We start from the raw sequence: 16006 nt of genomic DNA on the forward strand, positions 1-16006 counted from the left end.
ACAAGTTGCATCGCGGCTACCTTGTAAGCCGGGAGTAAGCCCATCTATAACTCATAACTCATAACTCATAATTCCCTTCACTTCCTTCCGCGGCGCACGGGAAAGAACAGCAGCTGCACAATAAGCAGGGCCAACCCGGTAAACAGTGAGCTGGCGAAAATCTTACCCAGCGTCTGGCCCAGGTGGCGGAAGCTGCCCAGCTCCAGAATAAAAAACGCGGTGTGGTGGATGAACACCAGCAGCGTCAGGTACACGCTAAACCACTGCCAGCCCATCAGGTGCACGTTCACCGAGTCGGCCGCATCGTAGCCGTCGCGGGGGGTGAGCAGGCGCAGCACCCAGGGGCGCAGGTAGCCCAGTAGCACCGCCGCCATGGCATGCAGGCCGCCGGTGTCGTAGAAGATGTCCATGGTCAGGCCCATGGCAAACGAGAGCAGCAGCAGCAGCACGATGGGCGTGCCGATGGGCAAAAACAACAGAAAGCCCAGGTAGAAAAAGCACCAGCCCAGCTCAAAGAGCACCAGCCGGCTGATAAGCAGCACGTGCACCGCCGCGTAAAGGGCGAAACGCACCAGCTGCACCAGCAAAAACACTACTGCCCTCATGGCTTGCCCTCCCCTCCTGGCTTAAATCCTGCCCGCGCTTCCACGGTATCGCGCTCGGCCTTGGGTCGGCTGCTTACCACATACACGTAAGTAAGCTTGCTGAAGTCTACCCCCAGCCGCACCCGCACCGTCCAGAAATTTTTGTCCGGCTCCTTGACGAAGGACGTAATGGTGCCGATGAACAAGCCCTCCGGGAACACCGCGTTGTAGCCCGAAGTCACCACCGTGTCGCCCTTCACCAGCTTGGTTTCGCGCAGCACGTTGTCCAGCACCGCGTGCGTGGGGTCGTCGCCGAGCCAGCGCACCGTGCCAAAGGTGCCATCGCGCTTAATCTTCGAGGCAATGGTGGTTTTGGAATGGAGCAGGCTGGTGACCGTAGCGTAGTGCTCGCTTACCACTTTCACCCGGCCTACCACCCCGGCCGCGGCCACCACCCCCTGCCCAGGCTGCACGCCGTTGCGGCTGCCTATGTTCAGGGTCAGGTAATTATCAACGTTGCGTAACGTGTTGTTGATTACCCGGGCCGGAATAAGGGGGTAGCTGGGGTCGCGGGCCGGCAGCTTCTGCAGGCCCAGAATAAGGGTGTCGGGCCGGGTAGCCGGGCCCACCCAGCGAATTCGCTTCAGCGTATCCTGCCGGGCCGGTGGAATAGCCACCGAATCGGCCAGCCGGTGGGCGGTGTCGGGCGGAAACAGCTGCTGCCGCAGGGCGGCATTCTCAGCAGCCAGCTCCTCGTTCAGCTCCGCCAGCCGGAAGTAGTCGGCCACCTGGGTGCGCCGGGCCAGCACCTCCCCGGCATAGGTATTGGCCGAGTTAAAAAAGGCAGCCCGCTGGTAGGAGCTGTTTGTAATAAACAAGTAAAGACTGATAACCTGCAGTATACCGAATACCAACGCCCCGCGAAAGCGAAAAAGAAAGAGGAAGAGGTTCCGCACGGGAGGTTGAATTAAAAATTAAAAATTAAGAATTAAAAAGGGCTGCCGCCCACAGACACGAAACCGGCAATGGCATTTTTAATTTTTAATTCTTAATTCTTAATTAAGTTACGTCAGCAGTACGCCTTTAAATGCCTGAATGTCTTTGATGGCCTTGCCGGTGCCGCGCACCACGGCGCGCAGCGGGTCTTCGGCAATGTGAATGGGCAGCTTGGTTTTGGCCGCCAGGCGCTTGTCGAGGCCGCGTAGCAGGGCGCCGCCGCCGGTGAGGTGAATGCCGTTTTCGTAGATGTCGGCCGACAGCTCGGGCGGCGAGATTTCCAGGGCCTTGAGCACGGCTTCCTCAATCTTGGCCACCGACTTGTCCAGGGCAATGGCGATTTCCGAGAAAGTCACCTTAATCACCTTGGGAATGCCCGTCATCAGGTCGCGGCCGCGCACCTCGTGGTCGGCGGGGGGCGAGTCCAGCTCGGTCAGGGCCGCGCCCACCTCAATCTTGATGCGCTCGGCGCTGCGCTCGCCGATGAGCAGGTTGTGCTGCCGGCGCATGTAGTCGAGGATGTCCTGGTTGAACACGTCGCCGGCGGTTTTGATGGACTGGTCGCACACAATGCCCGACAGGGCGATAACCGCAATTTCGGTGGTACCGCCGCCGATGTCGATTATCATCGAGCCCACGGGCTGCTCCACGTCGATGCCGATGCCGATGGCCGCGGCCATGGGCTCCTGAATCATCCAGACCTCCTTGGCCCCGGCGTGCTCGGCGGAGTCACGCACGGCGCGCTTCTCTACTTCCGTAATGCCCGAGGGAATGCAGATGACCATGCGGTGCGAGGGCTGAAACAGCCGCGTGCGCGTGTCAATCATCTTAATCATGCCCTTTATCATCTCCTCGGCGGCGTGGAAGTCGGCAATTACGCCGTCTTTCAGGGGCCGGATGGTGCGGATGTTGTCGTGCGTCTTCTCGTGCATCTGCTGGGCCTGCCGGCCCACCGCAATGACCTTGTTGGTGGTGCGGTCCTTGGCAATGATGCTCGGCTCGTCCACCACGATTTTGTCGTTGTGAATGATGAGGGTATTGGCCGTGCCCAGGTCGATGGCGATGTCGCTGGTCAGGAAATTGAAGAAACCCATAGGGTTAGAAAATTAATAGCTGATGCGCCGTGGTGGGCGGCGCAGAATAATGCGCAAAGGTACGGAAGGATTGCGCGGAGACGCGATATAACATTTGGGGGCCGTAGAGCAGGGAGCAAATGATACGTGTCATTGCGAGCGCGGCGATGCAAACGCAGTTCGGCGTAGCCAATCCTTCCACTAGCACTCAGAAATCAGATAAGCCCAGACATACAAAAGCCCCACTGCCGTTCTGGCGGTGGGGCTTTTCACATTAGCAGGCAGGTCGCTGAGAACAGGACGGATTGCTTCGTCCTTTGTCCTCGCAATGACAGACCCTGTACGCCCTTCATCACTCTATTACCTCATCACCTCATCGCAAGCACATCAGCATATCAAAAAATCAGCACATCAACCTTAGTGCTTGAAGTGGCGCACGCCGGTCAGCACCATGGCCATGCCCAGCTCGTCGGCGGCTTTGATGCTGTCGGCGTCTTTAATTGAGCCGCCGGGCTGCACCACGGCGCGGATGCCGGCAGCGCCGGCAATCTCCACGCAGTCGGGGAAGGGGAAGAAGGCGTCGGAGGCCATTACCGCGCCTTTTAAGTCGAAGCCAAAGCTGCGGGCCTTCTCAATGGCCTGCCGCAGGGCATCTACGCGGGAGGTCTGCCCCACGCCGGAAGCCAGCAGCTGCCCGGCCCGGGCCAGCACAATGGTGTTGCTCTTGGTGTGCTTGCAGATTTTGCCGGCAAACTCCAGGGCCTTCACTTCTTCCTCGGTCGGGGCCGACTGCGTCACCGTTCTGAAGTCGGCGGCCAGCTCCACCTGCCGGTCAGCATCCTGCTCGATGATGCCGTTGAGCAGGGTTTTAACCTGCTTGGCGGGAAATGCCACCGGCTTCTGCCGGAGCAGGATGCGGTTTTTCTTGCTTTGCAGCACGGGCAGGGCCTCGGCGGCAAAGCCGGGCGCAATCAGCACCTCAAAAAACAGCTGGTTGAGCTCCGCGGCCGTGTCGGCGTCCACTTCCTTGTTCACGATGATGACGCCACCAAAGGCCGAGGTGGGGTCGCAGCTCAGGGCGTTCAGGTAGGCGTTGCGCAGGGTGGGCGCCTGGGCCACGCCGCAGGCATTGGTGTGCTTGAGGATGGCGCAGGCCGGCTCACCATCGGTGAATTCGGCCATCAGGGCCACGGCGGCGTCCACATCCACCAGGTTGTTGTAGCTGAGCTGCTTGCCGTGCAGCTGATCGAACAGGGCCGCCAGGTCGCCGTAGAACGTGCCGGCCTGGTGGGGGTTTTCGCCGTAGCGCAGCGGCGTGGCCGGCCCCTCGCTAAGGCGCAGCGCGGCACCCGCCATGGCCGTGCCCTGGCTCAGGTAGCGGAAAATCTCGGTGTCGTAGTGCGAGGTAGCAGCGAAGGCCGCGGCGGCATACTGGCGGCGGTCTTCGAGGTCGGTGCTGCCGTTCTTGGCTTCCAGCAGCTCGGTCACGGCGGCGTACTGCTCGCGGCTGCTCACTACCAGCACGTCGCGGTAGTTTTTGGCGGCGGCGCGCAGCAGGGAGATGCCGCCGATGTCAATCTTTTCGATGACGTCGGCCTCGGCGGCGCCACTGGCCACGGTTTCCTCAAACGGGTACAAATCCACCACCACCAGGTCGATGGGCGGAATGTCGTGGCTTTCGGCCTCGGCCAGGTCGGCCGCCTCGTGGCGGCGGTGCAGGATGCCGCCAAACACCTTGGGGTGCAGGGTCTTTACCCGGCCGCCAAATACTTCGGGGAAGCCCGTCAGGCTTTCCACGGCTACCACTTCGGCCCCTTCTTCTTCCAGGAACTTCTGGGTGCCGCCGGTGGAGTAGAGCGTCACGCCGTGCTGCCGCAGCAGCTGCACCAGCGGCGCCAGCCGGTCTTTATGGTACACGGATAGCAACGCGGCACGAACGGGACGGGACGACATAAACACCAGGAAAAAGCAGGGCAAAATTGCCGCCGCAAAGGTAAGGACAGGACCTCGGCAGCGCCGGCCAATCCATGTTACCGAATTATTACCAAGCGCCTATATACGCGTTGCCACAGCATGAGAGGGCTTAAAATGCCTCGCCAATAAAGAAGTACAAGCCTGAGAAGCCGCCTGAACCCGCGGCGTAGTCCAGGCGCAGGTTCACCCGGTCGCGGCGGATGAAGTTGAAGCGCAGGCCGGCGCCCCCGGCGTACTTCATGCCGCTGGCATCGAAGTCGGTTACCTTGTAGCCGGTCTGCCCGGCCGCGCCAAACACGGCCGCGTCGACGCGGCCAATCAGCTTGCGGCGCACTTCGGCCTGCACCGCGGCCATCTGCCGGTCGCGGAAGCGCTGCTCGTAGATGCCGCGCATGATGTTGGCGTTGTTGTACAGGGTACCGCCAAAGTTGGCGCCGATGCCGGCCAGCTCGCGGAAAGGCACGTCGCCGGTGTGGAACTGCCCCACGGCCTGCAGGGCCAGAATGGTTTTGTTGGAGCCCAGTAGCGGCCGGAAGTGCCGGGCATCTACCTGGTAGCGCGCAAACCGGTAGTCGGAGCCCAGGCCCAGGCCGCCCAACATGGCGCTAACGTCGAGGTAGCTGCCGGTGAAGGTCGACAGCACGTTGTCGCGGGTGTCGTAGGTCAGCACCGGGCCCAGCAGGGAGGTCTGGTGGTCTTGCCGCTCGGCCGGGCTCACGCGGGGGTCGGTCAGGAAGATGTTGGGTGCCCCGCCTTCGGTGAAGCCTTCGGCCTTGATGTCCTTCACCCGGGTGTAGCGGTACATCACCCCGCCAAACAGCTTGTTGGCCAGCTGCTTCTGCACGCGCTGATTAAATATCAGCAGCTTGTAGGCCTGTGAGGACTCGTCCTGGCTGCGGGTGTTGTTGCCGGTGCCATAGTAAAACAGCAGGATGTCGTAGGCGCTGATTTCGCCGTTGAGGTAATACTTTTCGCCGGGGGTGAACACGGTATGCACCAGCTGCAGCAGCGACTGCTTCTTTTGCGTGGTCCAGAACTGGGCGCGGATGTTGGAGGCCCGGGTGGTGGTGTCGTCGCCGAACTTGCCGCTGAGCAAGCCGCCCAGGCCGTAGCCCAGCCCGGTTTCGGCCTGGTAAAACAGCACGGGAACGGGCAAGATGGAAAACCGCCGGGGCGGCTTATCGGCTTTCAGGCCCAGGGGCGCGGCCCCGGTGGGCGGCGCTGGCTCGGCAGCTGGCAGTGGTTCAATGGAAGCCATCGGCTGAGCCGTGGCGGCAAAGCTGAGTCCGAGAAAAAGGAGAGCCGCGGAAAAAAAACGCATGAGCGAAGGAAGGGAAAAATTGGTGCTAAAACGGAAATCCCTGGCGGGCGGTTAACGCGCCGTTGCGGCTTATAACTAGCGACAAAGATTATTATTTGTTCAGCTCAAGACGAGAAAGAACAACACCGCGCTCAAAATGACTACGCACCAGCTCGGCCGCATCGCCGGGCCGCACGTTGCCATACCAGGTGCCATCGGGGTGCATGAGCAGCGCGGCCCCAGGGCCCTTTTTGCAGTTCTTGCACACGTCCAGGCAATTACATGTCTGCACGCGGGCAGCCTTCTTCAATCCCTGAGCCTTGAGCTCTTTCTTTAATGCCTTGGCTACCTCCTCTCCTACCCCCGATTTCTGGTTGGTGCAAACGAACAGGCGGTGGTCACTTTTCATAAGGTAGTAGGTGCGATGGCTGAAGCTTTGTGCGCGAGCGGGGCTAACTAAGCTCAACCCTGCCAGTGGCGGTTTTGCAGCTTATACGCAGCCAGCTCCCGATTCGACCACAGCGTTTTGTACACTTGCTGGTCGCGCAGCAGCTGGGCATCTTTTTCCATGAAGCCAAGCAGCTGTTGCAGCAGGTCGAGCATCTCTTCTTTGAGGGAATAAAACATCCAGTTGTCGAGCCGGCGCACGTTCACCAATCCTACATTTTTCAGGTAGGATAATTGCCGGGAGGTTTTGGTTTGGGTGAAATCAAGCACTTGCTCCAGGTCGGCCACCACCATTTCCTGGTTGCGCAGCAGCAAGTGCAGAATGCGCACGCGGCTTTCATCGCCCAGGGCTTTAAAAAGTTGCTGCCCGAAAGCAACCGTGAAATGTTTTAATCGCATCTGCTGTCTGGAAGCGGGCATTCGCCGGACTTTCCCTGCCTTCAAAGGTAAGGGCAGCCCCGGAGCCTGTTCCTTATCTTTGCATACATCGCCCGTGCCTATGTCCTGCCTGTTTCAGCTACGCCGCTTTCCTTACTTGTTTGCCTTGCTTCTGCTCGGCCTGCTGCTTACGGCGGCGCCCGAAGCCCGGGCCCAGGGCAAGCGCAGGGTGGTGCAGTTCACGGGCATTGTAGCCAGCGGCGACAGCCTGCTGGGCGTGCCCGGGGCCACGGTGTACGTGCCCAAAGCGGGCCGGGGCACGGCTACCAACGCCTACGGCTACTTTTCGCTGGCCGTGCTGGCCGGCGACAGCATCGTAATCCGCTCGCTGGGCTACGCCAACCAGACGGTCATTATCCCGGCCGACTACCAGCGCCAGAGCTATTCGGTGATTGTGCAGCTGCAGGAAGATGCTACCATTCTGCCCGAAGTGCGGGTGTTTCCCTACAGCACCGAGAAGGAGTTTAAGCGGGCTTTCCTGGCCCTCAACCTGCCCAAGGAGCGCGGCTCCAGCGCCGCCGACAACCTCAACGAGCAGCTGATGCGCCGCATCTTCAACACCCAGCCCATGGGCGCGGTGGCAAACTACCGCAACACCATGTCGCAGCAGCAGCTCGACCACGACCGCCGTATGGGCATGGCCCCCAACCAGTACTCCAACAACCCCCTGCTCAACCCCTTCAGCTGGCTGCAGCTGATTCAGCAGGTGAAGAAAGGCGAGTTCAAGAAAAAGGAAGGCGTGGACTACTAGGTAGGGAGTTATGAGTTATGAATTATGAGTTATTGACCAGTGGATTCTGGTCTTGCCAACTCAGAACTTAGAACTCACAATTCATAACTCAACAGGCAACCCTGGCCCGGCATTTCAGGTTAAGTAATGGTTTGACCTTGCTTTTCTCTGAATGGATACCAATCTTCCTGCTTCGACGCAACCGCGTGTTGTTATCATTGGCTGCGGTTTTGGGGGCCTGCGACTGGCCAAAGCCCTGCGCAAGGCGCCCGTGCAAGTGGTAGTTATCGACCGCAATAACTACCACAACTTCCAGCCCCTGCTGTACCAGGTAGCCACCGGAGCCCTGGAAGCCGACAGCATCGCCTATCCCATCCGCAAGATTTTTACCGGCCAGAAGAACTTCTTCTACCGCATGGCCGACGTGCAGCACATCAGCCCGGCCAGCAACATGGTGCATACCAGCGTGGGCGACATCCGCTACGACTACCTGGTGCTGGCCACGGGCTCGCTCACCAACTTCTTCGGGCTGGAAAGCATCGAGCGCAACGCCATGCAAATCAAGAGCATTCCGAATGCTCTGAACCTGCGCAGCTTTATCTTCCAGAACTTCGAGAAGGCCCTGCTCACCGAAAACCCTGCGGAAAAGCAGGCCCTGATGAATATTGTGGTGGTGGGGGGCGGCCCCACCGGCGTGGAAATCAGCGGCTCCCTGGCCGAGATGCGCCGCCACGTGCTGCCCAAAGACTACCCCGAGCTGGACCTGTCGGCCATGCAGATTTTCCTGGTGGAGGCCGGGCCGGCCCTGCTGGGGCCCATGTCGGAGGCCTCCCAGCAAGATGCGCTGCGCTACATGAACGAGCTGGGCGTAAAAGTGCTGCTCAACACCTCCATCAAGCGGTTTGAGGACTGCCGGGCCTACTATTCCGATACCGAGTTCATTCCCAGCGAAAACCTGGTATGGGCGGCCGGCGTGAACGGCGCCGAGGTGCCGGGCCTGCCGGCCGAAGTGGTGACCCGCAACAAGCGCATCAGCGTGAACCAGTGGAACCGGGTGGAAGGCTTCGACAACATCTTCGCCATCGGCGACGTGGCCAACATGGTGACCGAAGACATGCCCCGTGGCATGCCCATGCTGGCTCCCGTGGCCCAGCAGCAGGCCGACCACTTGGCCGACAACCTGCAGCGCATCCTGCGCGGTGAGACACCGGTCGACTTCAAGTACCTCAATAAAGGCTCTATGGCCATTGTGAGCCGCAACAAGGCAGTGGTCGACCTGCCCAAGAATGTGCATTTCAACGGCTTCTTCGGCTGGCTCACCTGGCTGTTCGTGCACCTGATGACGCTGGTCGGCTTCCGCAACAAGGTAGTAGCGCTGGTCGACTGGGCCTTCAGCTACTTCAGCTCCGACCAGGCCCTGCGCCTTATCATCCGCCCCTTCAGCCGCAAGGATTTGAAGGACGACAAAGGCAAGAAGTCGGCCGAGCACCGCACCGCAACGCCGGAATACAATCCAACGCCACCGGCCATTCAAACCCCGGCTTAGTGGGGTGATGAGGTGATGAGGTAAAATGCACATTTCACCTCATCACCTCATCACTTCATTATTTTCCCGGGCCGGCCACCACGGTTTGCAGCTGACCAGGGCTGAGGTACTCCTGGGCGAGGCGGCGCAGGGTTTCGGAGTCGGCACTCTCGGTGTGGTGCAGGAAGTTGTCGTAGTAATCGGCAGGCAGGCCCAGGAAAATCAGGGTTTTGTACTTGTCGCACTGCTCAAACACGGTGGACAGCTCGTTGGCGAACTTGCCCAGCAGGTAGCTTTTCACGGTCTCCAGCTCTTCGGCCGGAATCAGCTCTTCCTGCAAGCGGCGTAGCTCGTACTCCACCTCGCTGATGGCAAAGCCGGCCTGGTCGCCCTTTACGTCGGTGCCAATAACCAGGGAAGTGCCGTGCTCGCGCGGGGCCACGCTGGCGTAGATGCCATACGTCAGGCCTTTGTCTTCCCGGATGTTTTTCATCAGGCGGGAGCCGAAGTAGCCGCCCAGCACCTTCACCAGCAGCTGCAGCCGGTGGGTGTCGGGGTGGTGAGGGCCGGGCCAGGGGCGGCCCATGCGCAGCGAGGCCTGCAGGCTGCCAGCTACAGGCAGGTGGTCGGTCGGCGCCGGTGCATACGCGGCCAGCTGCTGCTGAATCTGCGTGGCGCTGTCGGCCAGCGGCGGCCCTCCCGCCTGGCCTGCCTGCGTAAACGCCTCGGCCACCAGCTGGTGCTGCCCGGCTACGTCGCCGCAGAGGAACACCTCGGCATTGCCATAAGCATAGGCCTGCCGGTGAAAAGCCGCGGCTTCCTCCGCAGTCAGGACCTGAAAGGCGTCGGCATCGAAGGGCCGGCCATAAGGCGTGTCGGCCCCGAATATCATTTCATTGAACCGCTCCGAGGCCAGGTAGCTGGTTTTCTGACGCTCCACGCGCACGTTCTGAACGGTGCGGGTCTTGAGCTGGCTCAGCTCAGCCTCCGGGAAGGCCGGGTTGCAGATGACGTCGGTTACGAGCGGCAGCAGCGCCGGCAGGTAGCGCGTAAGGCAGTAGAGCGTCAGCGTGGAGCGGTCCAGGCCGGCGTCGCACTCCAGCGAGGCGCCGTAGAACGCCATCTCGTCGGCAATCTGCCGGGCAGTACGGGTAGTAGTGCCTTCCAGCAGCATGCGGGCCGTAAGCATGGCCAGACCGGGCCGGGTCTCTACCGTTTTGCCCGCCCGGAATACCACCTGCAGGCGCACTACCGGCTGGGCATCGTTGGCCAGCACGTGCAGGCGGGCGCCGCCCGGCAGCGAATGCACGTCGGCCGTGGGCAGGGTAACGCGGGCCAGCGGCTGAACAGGAGGAGCAACGGTACGGTCAAGCATGTTGGGGTTAGTAGTTGATGTGCTAATTGATTGATGTGCTGATATGCTGATTATTCCTGATGTGCTTTACAGTAAAAGGCAAGAAGGAAAGCGGCTGGCTTTCCTTCTTGCCTTTTAGTTTTTACGGGAATCACCAATTAAAGAATCGGCTCTTCAGCACATCAAACAATCAGCACATTAGTTCGTGGGCGCATCGCCGCCCGTGCCGCCGGCGCCGTTTTCATCAAAGGCTTCGGCCAGCTTGTTGAAGTTGAAGTGCAGCGACACCCGGATGGTCTGGGCCAGGGGGTTGGCCTGGGAGTTGGGCACGAGGTAGGCGCCGTCGATGCCGAACACCTGGTAGCGCACGCCGGCGCCCAGGCTCAGGTACTGGCGGTTGCCTTTGGTGGGGTCTTCGTAGAAGTAGCCCGCCCGCACCATCAGCAGGTCGTTGTACGTGTACTCCAGGCCCGCCGAGAGGTTAAACTCCTTCAGCTCCTCCGAGAAGCCGCCGGGGGCGTCGCTGAACGAGCCCAGGATGCCGCTGACGATGGACTTGCGGTTGCGCTCGTCGTTCTGGGCCTTCACGCGGGCCACCTGGGCCTGGTCGTTGGGGTTGTAGTTGTCTTCGTAGTAGGGCGAAGGCACCAGCAGCTTGCTGGCGTCCAGGGCCAGCGTAATCTTGTTGTAGGAGTCAATCTCCCGCGTGATGGCCGTGCCGAGCTTCAGCGTGGTGGGCAGGAAGCTGGGGTTGGTGGCATCGGTGTAGGTGATTTTGTTGCCGATGTTCAGAATAGAGCCACCAAAAGCCAGGTTGTAAATGCCCGCGCCAATGGTGGTTTCGGTGGAGTAGTAAGCACCCAGGTCAACTGCTGCGGCGTTGCCGGGGCGGGCGTCGTTGCCCAGGGAGTTGCCGGTGAGGTTGGAGCGAATGTAGCGGGCCGAGACGCCCACGCCGAAGTTGTCGGTCAGCTTCTGCCCGTAGGAAACCGTGACGGCATATTCCTTGGGGTTGAAGGTGGGGCCGGCAATGTTCTGGGCGTTGCGGTACTGAATTTCGCCCAGGTCGAAGTACAGCAGCGAGGCTGATACGGCCGAGCGGGTGCCTACTTTGGCGTAGCCCGAGAGAAAGGCCAGGCCCATGTCGTCGGTTACGTTCCGCAGCCAGGGCGCGTAGGAGGGCGAAAAGCTATACTTGGTATTCACAAAGCCCAGCTTGCCGGCATTGTAGTAGGCCGAGTTAGCGTCGGGCGAAATAGCTACTCCCGCCTCGCCCAGGGCCGCCGAGCGGGAGTCGGGGCTGAGGGTCAGAATAGGAACGGCCGTGGTAATCGTCTGGGCCTCAACGCTGGCGGCTCCGGCCAACAAGCCGGCGCACACTGCCACACGCACACAAGAAAACGGTAACTGCATAGAGGAGGGAAAGCGGGCAGGATGTGGCCCGGGCACAAATAAAAGCGGATTAATTCAGGATGACGAGCTTTTCGAATTTCGTAGCCGTCCCGTGGTTGGGGGAGCGGACACTAATACGGTAGACGTATACGCCCCGGGCAAGTTGGTCGTCGTACTCGTCGCGTCCGTTCCAGGTAATACCTTTCTGGTGGCCTTCGCTGGCGGGCACGGTCGCCGTAAGCGTGCGCACCAGGCGGCCGGCTACGGTGAAGATTTGCACCTGCACGTCAAGGTCGTCGCCGTGTCGGTTGTGGTCGAAGCGGAACGTAGTGTTGGTTGAGAACGGGTTAGGATAGTTAAGTACGTGGTTGAGCACCAACTGTTCGTTGTGCGACACCACAAACTCAATCTCCTCTTCCGAGGAGTTGTTGTAGGTATCCCAGGCTTTCACGCGCAGCGAGTGCGGGCCGTCGGCCAGGTCTTTGAACAGGTAATGCACGCGCCCGGCTTTGAAGTTGTCGAGCTTGGCTACATACGAGTCGTTGAGGATAATCAGTTTGCTGGGGTCGCGGTCGAGGATGGCCGTTATTTCGTGGCCAATGCCGGCCCCGGTGGTGTTAATGCCGCTGTCGTCGCTCAGGTCGGCCAGCAGCTTGGTCGTCTGCCCGGTGCTGCCGCCGAATACGAACGACTCATCGTCCATGAACAGCCGGATAACCGGCGGAATGGTGTCGCGCGGGGCATTAGCATCGGCGCCACCTACGCGCAGGGGCCGCTGCCCGTGGGCGTCGACGCGGTTGCTGGGGTCAAACGCATACAGGCTTACCTTCCCGAAGCCGTTGGCCACGTTGTAGTTGATATCCTTGGGTACGACAAACGTTACCGTGTATTCGCCGTTCACCACGCTGGCCTGCCCGCCGTAGATAACGTTTTCCTGAATGCGTACATCCATGGGGGTATTGCTGGCCTCGTCGGCCAGCGTTTTCACGGTAGTCGGCTTGTCGTAGATGGTAATCTGGGCCGTGCCGTTGAAGGCGGTGTTTACGGCGCCGTTGTTCAGCACCCGGCCGCGCAGGCGCACCCGCGACAAAGCCTGCAGCGTGTCGACAGTCACCCACTGATTTGTGCGGGTCTGCAGCTTTTCGGCATTGTCCAGGCTTACGGTCTGCTCCGGGTAGGCCAGCACCATGCTGGGGTCGGCCAGCAGCGTGTAGTTGCGGTTGTTGATAACCCCCGGCACGCCCGGCCCGGGGTAGTCGTTTTTACTTAGCCTTACCACCGTCCCAATGCTGGGCATGCGGCCATTGCTCAGGGGCCGAAACACGCGGCCATAGAAAGCCTGGTTCAGCCCGTGGTTCTGGCCGGCATCTACTACGCGCGTTGTGGTGAAGAGGCCCACGGCGCCACCATTCATGTTATCGGTCATCACCTGTTCGCCGGCCGAGGTAAAATCGGGGTTGTCGTAGGTGCTGAAGTCGCAGGTGCCCGTCACCATAAAGGTTAGGTTGTTGCTGTTGCGCAGCGCCATCACTGAGGCGTTGGTCACAATCTGCTCGTCGGTCCAGCCCTTGGGGCCGCCGTGGCCGAGGTAGTTTACAATCAGCGAGCCCTGCTCAATCGATTCATCCAGCAGGCGGTTGGTCTGGGGCGAGCGTTGGCCGGCGGCCACTGTTATCTGCGGGAAAAGGTCGAGGTAAACTTTGCGGATGTTATACGCCGGGTCGGTGCTCTGAATGGTGCTGGCAATGCCCTCGCTCTGGTCCGCGAAAAGGTTGTTGTCGCCATCATCGGCGGTCATGGTTACGCGGTTGCGCCATTTGCCGTAAGCGGGCACGGCGTCGTAGGAAATGATTTTGCTGACCATCAGCCGCGCGTTTTCCGTGGAGTTGGGGCTGCCCTTGGGCGTGCGCACGGGCAGGCGGCCAATGCCGATGTCGAGCATCTCTGTGCCGGGCGACAGCTCATTCCACTCGCCCTCGTTGTCGTCGAGCAGGCCGAAGTAGTCGTCGGAGGAGTAGCTGGCCTGGCCATATACGCCCCCGTAGAATGGCGCCAGCGACTCGCGCGACTGGTAGGTTGGCACCAGGTTCTGATTGGCCCGGTTGAAATCGGCGTCCGTCTTAAACGGCACCCGGTCGCGCCACCAGGCGGGCTCAAACGTGCGGTTGTTGAAAGGGTCCGACTTGTAGTCGAACGACGCATCGCCGAACAGCAGCAGGTGCATTTGCTTGCCCGCCGGGGCGCGGTCGTACACCTGCTTCATCAGGTCGCGAATGGCGGTAACATCCTGCCCGCCGGAGCCAAACTCGTTGTACACCTCCGTGGTGGTGACAACGGCCACGCGCAGGCCGTTGCGGGTGCGGCGGTGGTTGGCCAGTCGCTCCGCTTCGGCCCGGAAAGGTGGATAGGCGACTATGACCATATCCAGCGGATTGCCGGAGCCGGCATTTAGCGCGTGCAGGTTTTGGTTGGCCACCCGGCCGAAGCGGCGGGGGGTGGGAAAGTTGCCGTTGGGCCGGAAGGCCACGTACTCGCGCAGGGTATCGGTGCTGGCCAGGAAGCTCCCTGTGGCGCGGTCGAAGGCAACAACCTGCACACCGCGGGGATTGGTAACATCCCACACCGTGGCGTCGCTGGCATTGCTGAGCAGGAAGCGGCTGACGGCCTGGGGCGCAATATTCTCCAGGGAGCGGAACTCCAGCAGGTCGCCACTAAGGCGCAGCTGCCGGGTCGCGTTGATAACCAGATAGTCCAGGTAGCCACTGGCCGTGGCATCGCCGCTGGTGTAAGTCATATTTACCCGCACCTCGGGGCCAACGCCGGCAGGCAGCGCCGTTTGGTAAGTAGCAGTGCTCACCTTGGCAATTTCCGCGTAGGGATAAGTATCGAGCTGGCTTAGTCCCTGGGTTCCAATTACCGTCTGGCTGCCACCGGCCGAGCCGCTGACGCTGATGCGGAACGAGGAAGCGGTAGCAGAGCGGGCTACCGTCGACGAGGTGACACGCAGCTGCCCGCCGGGTACCAGGTCGGGAATGTTGAACGTGAAGCTGCGCTGGCTGTTGGGGCTGAAGCCCTCCCCTACCCAGTTGCGGCCCGAGCGCAGCAGGTTAGCCAGGTCGTGCTCGTGAAACTGCCGCTCGGCAAAGGTGCTGATGGTGGCCACGCTGCCGCCGGCTGTGGGAGGGGCCAGGGAGGATACCCGCCGGCCGGGCGTGCTTCCTACCGTAATAAAGTAATAAGTGGTATCGGTGTAGATGTTGTTGCGGTGGCGGAACAGCCCGCCCTGGGCCTGCCAGGTGTGTGCGCCTGGCGAGTAGAACAGCAGGTACTCGTTGCTGTCGAAAATATTATCGGGGTTGCCTACAAACTGCACTGCGTTTTCCACCAGGTCGTCGGGGCGGTACACGTCGTTGGCCTGGGGCAGGATACCGGTCGAGTTGCCATAGATGCGCACCCGGCTGGGGTCCAGGCCCTGGGTGTTCACGCCCAGGTCGCGCAGGGTGGCCAGGTCCAGCTTATAGATGCCGCTTTCGGCCACGCCCACCTTAAACCAGTCGCCGGTAGCCAGCACCGACGACGTAGCATGGCGGCGGGTTAGCACGCGGCGGGCCGCAGTAGCGGCCAGGTTGGGCGAGTACACGTAGTCGAACGATACCAACCGCTCGGGCTGGCCGGTCTGGGGGTTGCGGCGCACGGTGCGCACCGTCAGGTGGGTGACGGGGAGCTTCATCTCGGTGCCTTGCACCAGACGGGGCTCGGGGCCGGCGGGGAGGCGGCCGGCGTCAAACAGCTTGGCGTCGGCGGGCGGCAGGGCCTCGTACACCACATTGGCGAGCTGCCCCTGCTCCACGGCCCCTTCCAGGCGCATGCCAAACAGGCCAACCTGCTCGTCGATGCCATGGTAAGCCTTTTCGAACGTTGGCACCTTCTGCTTGCGGGGCGCGCGGGAAGGCACTTCCGCGTAGCCATTCCACTTAATGACGGCGTGGGCAGTGGTAGCGCCTCCGGTCTGAGCCCGCGTAGGGGATGCCGAAGAAAGAAGGAGCCCTGCCCAAGCCAGAAGAAAGGAGAGATAACGCATACACGAATGGTTGAAAAGACCTATAGCTGAAGTGGCACACCACGGGTTGTTCCCGCAACACCGCCTCCCGGAGTCGGGTTCACCGGAAGGCAGCATCCTAACTGAGGGTTAC

12 protein-coding genes are annotated in these 16006 nt (G+C 61.1%); 2 read left to right on the forward strand and 10 right to left on the reverse strand.

Features of this window, described 5'->3' with window-relative positions; all coding sequences use genetic code 11:
- Positions 1–77 precede the first annotated feature (77 nt).
- From ABD919_RS13450 to ABD919_RS13480, 7 genes are all read right to left on the reverse strand, one after another.
- Positions 78–572 (reverse strand): hypothetical protein, encoded by a 495-nt coding sequence (locus tag ABD919_RS13450; RefSeq protein WP_345236541.1) that lies wholly within the window; start codon positions 570–572, stop codon positions 78–80.
- 29 nt (positions 573–601) lie between these two features.
- Positions 602–1462 (reverse strand): rod shape-determining protein MreC, encoded by an 861-nt coding sequence (mreC, locus tag ABD919_RS13455; protein ID WP_345236542.1) that lies wholly within the window; start codon positions 1460–1462, stop codon positions 602–604.
- A gap of 186 nt (positions 1463–1648) precedes the next feature.
- The gene (locus ABD919_RS13460; RefSeq protein ID WP_345236543.1) at positions 1649–2674 is read right to left on the reverse strand and encodes a rod shape-determining protein; all 1026 of its coding nucleotides are present in this window, start codon (positions 2672–2674) and stop codon (positions 1649–1651) included.
- Positions 2675–3070: 396 nt separating this feature from the next.
- Positions 3071–4606 (reverse strand): bifunctional phosphoribosylaminoimidazolecarboxamide formyltransferase/IMP cyclohydrolase, encoded by a 1536-nt coding sequence (purH, locus tag ABD919_RS13465; RefSeq protein ID WP_345236544.1) that lies wholly within the window; start codon positions 4604–4606, stop codon positions 3071–3073.
- Between the two features lie 130 nt (positions 4607–4736).
- Positions 4737–5948, reverse strand: a complete 1212-nt coding sequence (locus ABD919_RS13470; protein ID WP_345236545.1) for a BamA/TamA family outer membrane protein — start codon at positions 5946–5948, stop codon at positions 4737–4739.
- Positions 5949–6039: 91 nt separating this feature from the next.
- Positions 6040–6336, reverse strand: coding sequence for a (2Fe-2S) ferredoxin domain-containing protein (locus tag ABD919_RS13475; RefSeq protein WP_345236546.1), 297 nt, complete (start codon positions 6334–6336; stop codon positions 6040–6042).
- Between the two features lie 53 nt (positions 6337–6389).
- On the reverse strand, positions 6390–6773 hold the full coding sequence (locus ABD919_RS13480) for a metalloregulator ArsR/SmtB family transcription factor (protein WP_345236547.1): 384 nt from the start codon (positions 6771–6773) through the stop codon (positions 6390–6392).
- A gap of 100 nt (positions 6774–6873) precedes the next feature.
- Here ABD919_RS13480 and ABD919_RS13485 point away from each other — a divergent pair, with 100 nt between their 5' ends.
- Entirely contained in the window at positions 6874–7563 is a 690-nt protein-coding gene (locus ABD919_RS13485) for a carboxypeptidase-like regulatory domain-containing protein (protein ID WP_345236548.1), read from the forward strand.
- Between the two features lie 151 nt (positions 7564–7714).
- Positions 7715–9088, forward strand: coding sequence for an NAD(P)/FAD-dependent oxidoreductase (locus ABD919_RS13490; RefSeq protein ID WP_345236549.1), 1374 nt, complete (start codon positions 7715–7717; stop codon positions 9086–9088).
- Between the two features lie 58 nt (positions 9089–9146).
- Here the strand turns inward: ABD919_RS13490 and ABD919_RS13495 are convergent, their stop codons facing one another.
- From ABD919_RS13495 to porU, 3 genes are all read right to left on the reverse strand, one after another.
- Positions 9147–10442, reverse strand: coding sequence for a M16 family metallopeptidase (locus ABD919_RS13495; RefSeq protein ID WP_345236550.1), 1296 nt, complete (start codon positions 10440–10442; stop codon positions 9147–9149).
- A 177-nt stretch (positions 10443–10619) separates the two neighbouring features.
- Positions 10620–11834, reverse strand: coding sequence for a type IX secretion system outer membrane channel protein PorV (gene porV / locus ABD919_RS13500; RefSeq protein WP_345236551.1), 1215 nt, complete (start codon positions 11832–11834; stop codon positions 10620–10622).
- 49 nt (positions 11835–11883) lie between these two features.
- Positions 11884–15894, reverse strand: coding sequence for a type IX secretion system sortase PorU (porU, locus tag ABD919_RS13505; protein ID WP_345236552.1), 4011 nt, complete (start codon positions 15892–15894; stop codon positions 11884–11886).
- Between the last annotated feature and the right edge of the window lie 112 nt (positions 15895–16006).

Origin of the sequence: Hymenobacter saemangeumensis (assembly GCF_039541835.1) — a bacterium.
Lineage (GTDB): Bacteria > Bacteroidota > Bacteroidia > Cytophagales > Hymenobacteraceae > Hymenobacter > Hymenobacter saemangeumensis.

Bases quoted from the DNA above. Each gene is read 5' to 3' on its own strand.
- ABD919_RS13490 (WP_345236549.1), top strand. From the start codon at position 7,715: ATGGATACCAATCTTCCTGCTTCGACGCAACCGCGTGTTGTTATCATT.
- ABD919_RS13470 (WP_345236545.1), bottom strand. From the start codon at position 5,948: ATGCGTTTTTTTTCCGCGGCTCTCCTTTTTCTCGGACTCAGCTTTGCC.
- ABD919_RS13495 (WP_345236550.1), bottom strand. From the start codon at position 10,442: ATGCTTGACCGTACCGTTGCTCCTCCTGTTCAGCCGCTGGCCCGCGTT.
- purH (WP_345236544.1), bottom strand. From the start codon at position 4,606: ATGTCGTCCCGTCCCGTTCGTGCCGCGTTGCTATCCGTGTACCATAAA.
- ABD919_RS13460 (WP_345236543.1), bottom strand. From the start codon at position 2,674: ATGGGTTTCTTCAATTTCCTGACCAGCGACATCGCCATCGACCTGGGC.
- porV (WP_345236551.1), bottom strand. From the start codon at position 11,834: ATGCAGTTACCGTTTTCTTGTGTGCGTGTGGCAGTGTGCGCCGGCTTG.
- ABD919_RS13485 (WP_345236548.1), top strand. From the start codon at position 6,874: ATGTCCTGCCTGTTTCAGCTACGCCGCTTTCCTTACTTGTTTGCCTTG.
- ABD919_RS13480 (WP_345236547.1), bottom strand. From the start codon at position 6,773: ATGCGATTAAAACATTTCACGGTTGCTTTCGGGCAGCAACTTTTTAAA.
- ABD919_RS13475 (WP_345236546.1), bottom strand. From the start codon at position 6,336: ATGAAAAGTGACCACCGCCTGTTCGTTTGCACCAACCAGAAATCGGGG.
- porU (WP_345236552.1), bottom strand. From the start codon at position 15,894: ATGCGTTATCTCTCCTTTCTTCTGGCTTGGGCAGGGCTCCTTCTTTCT.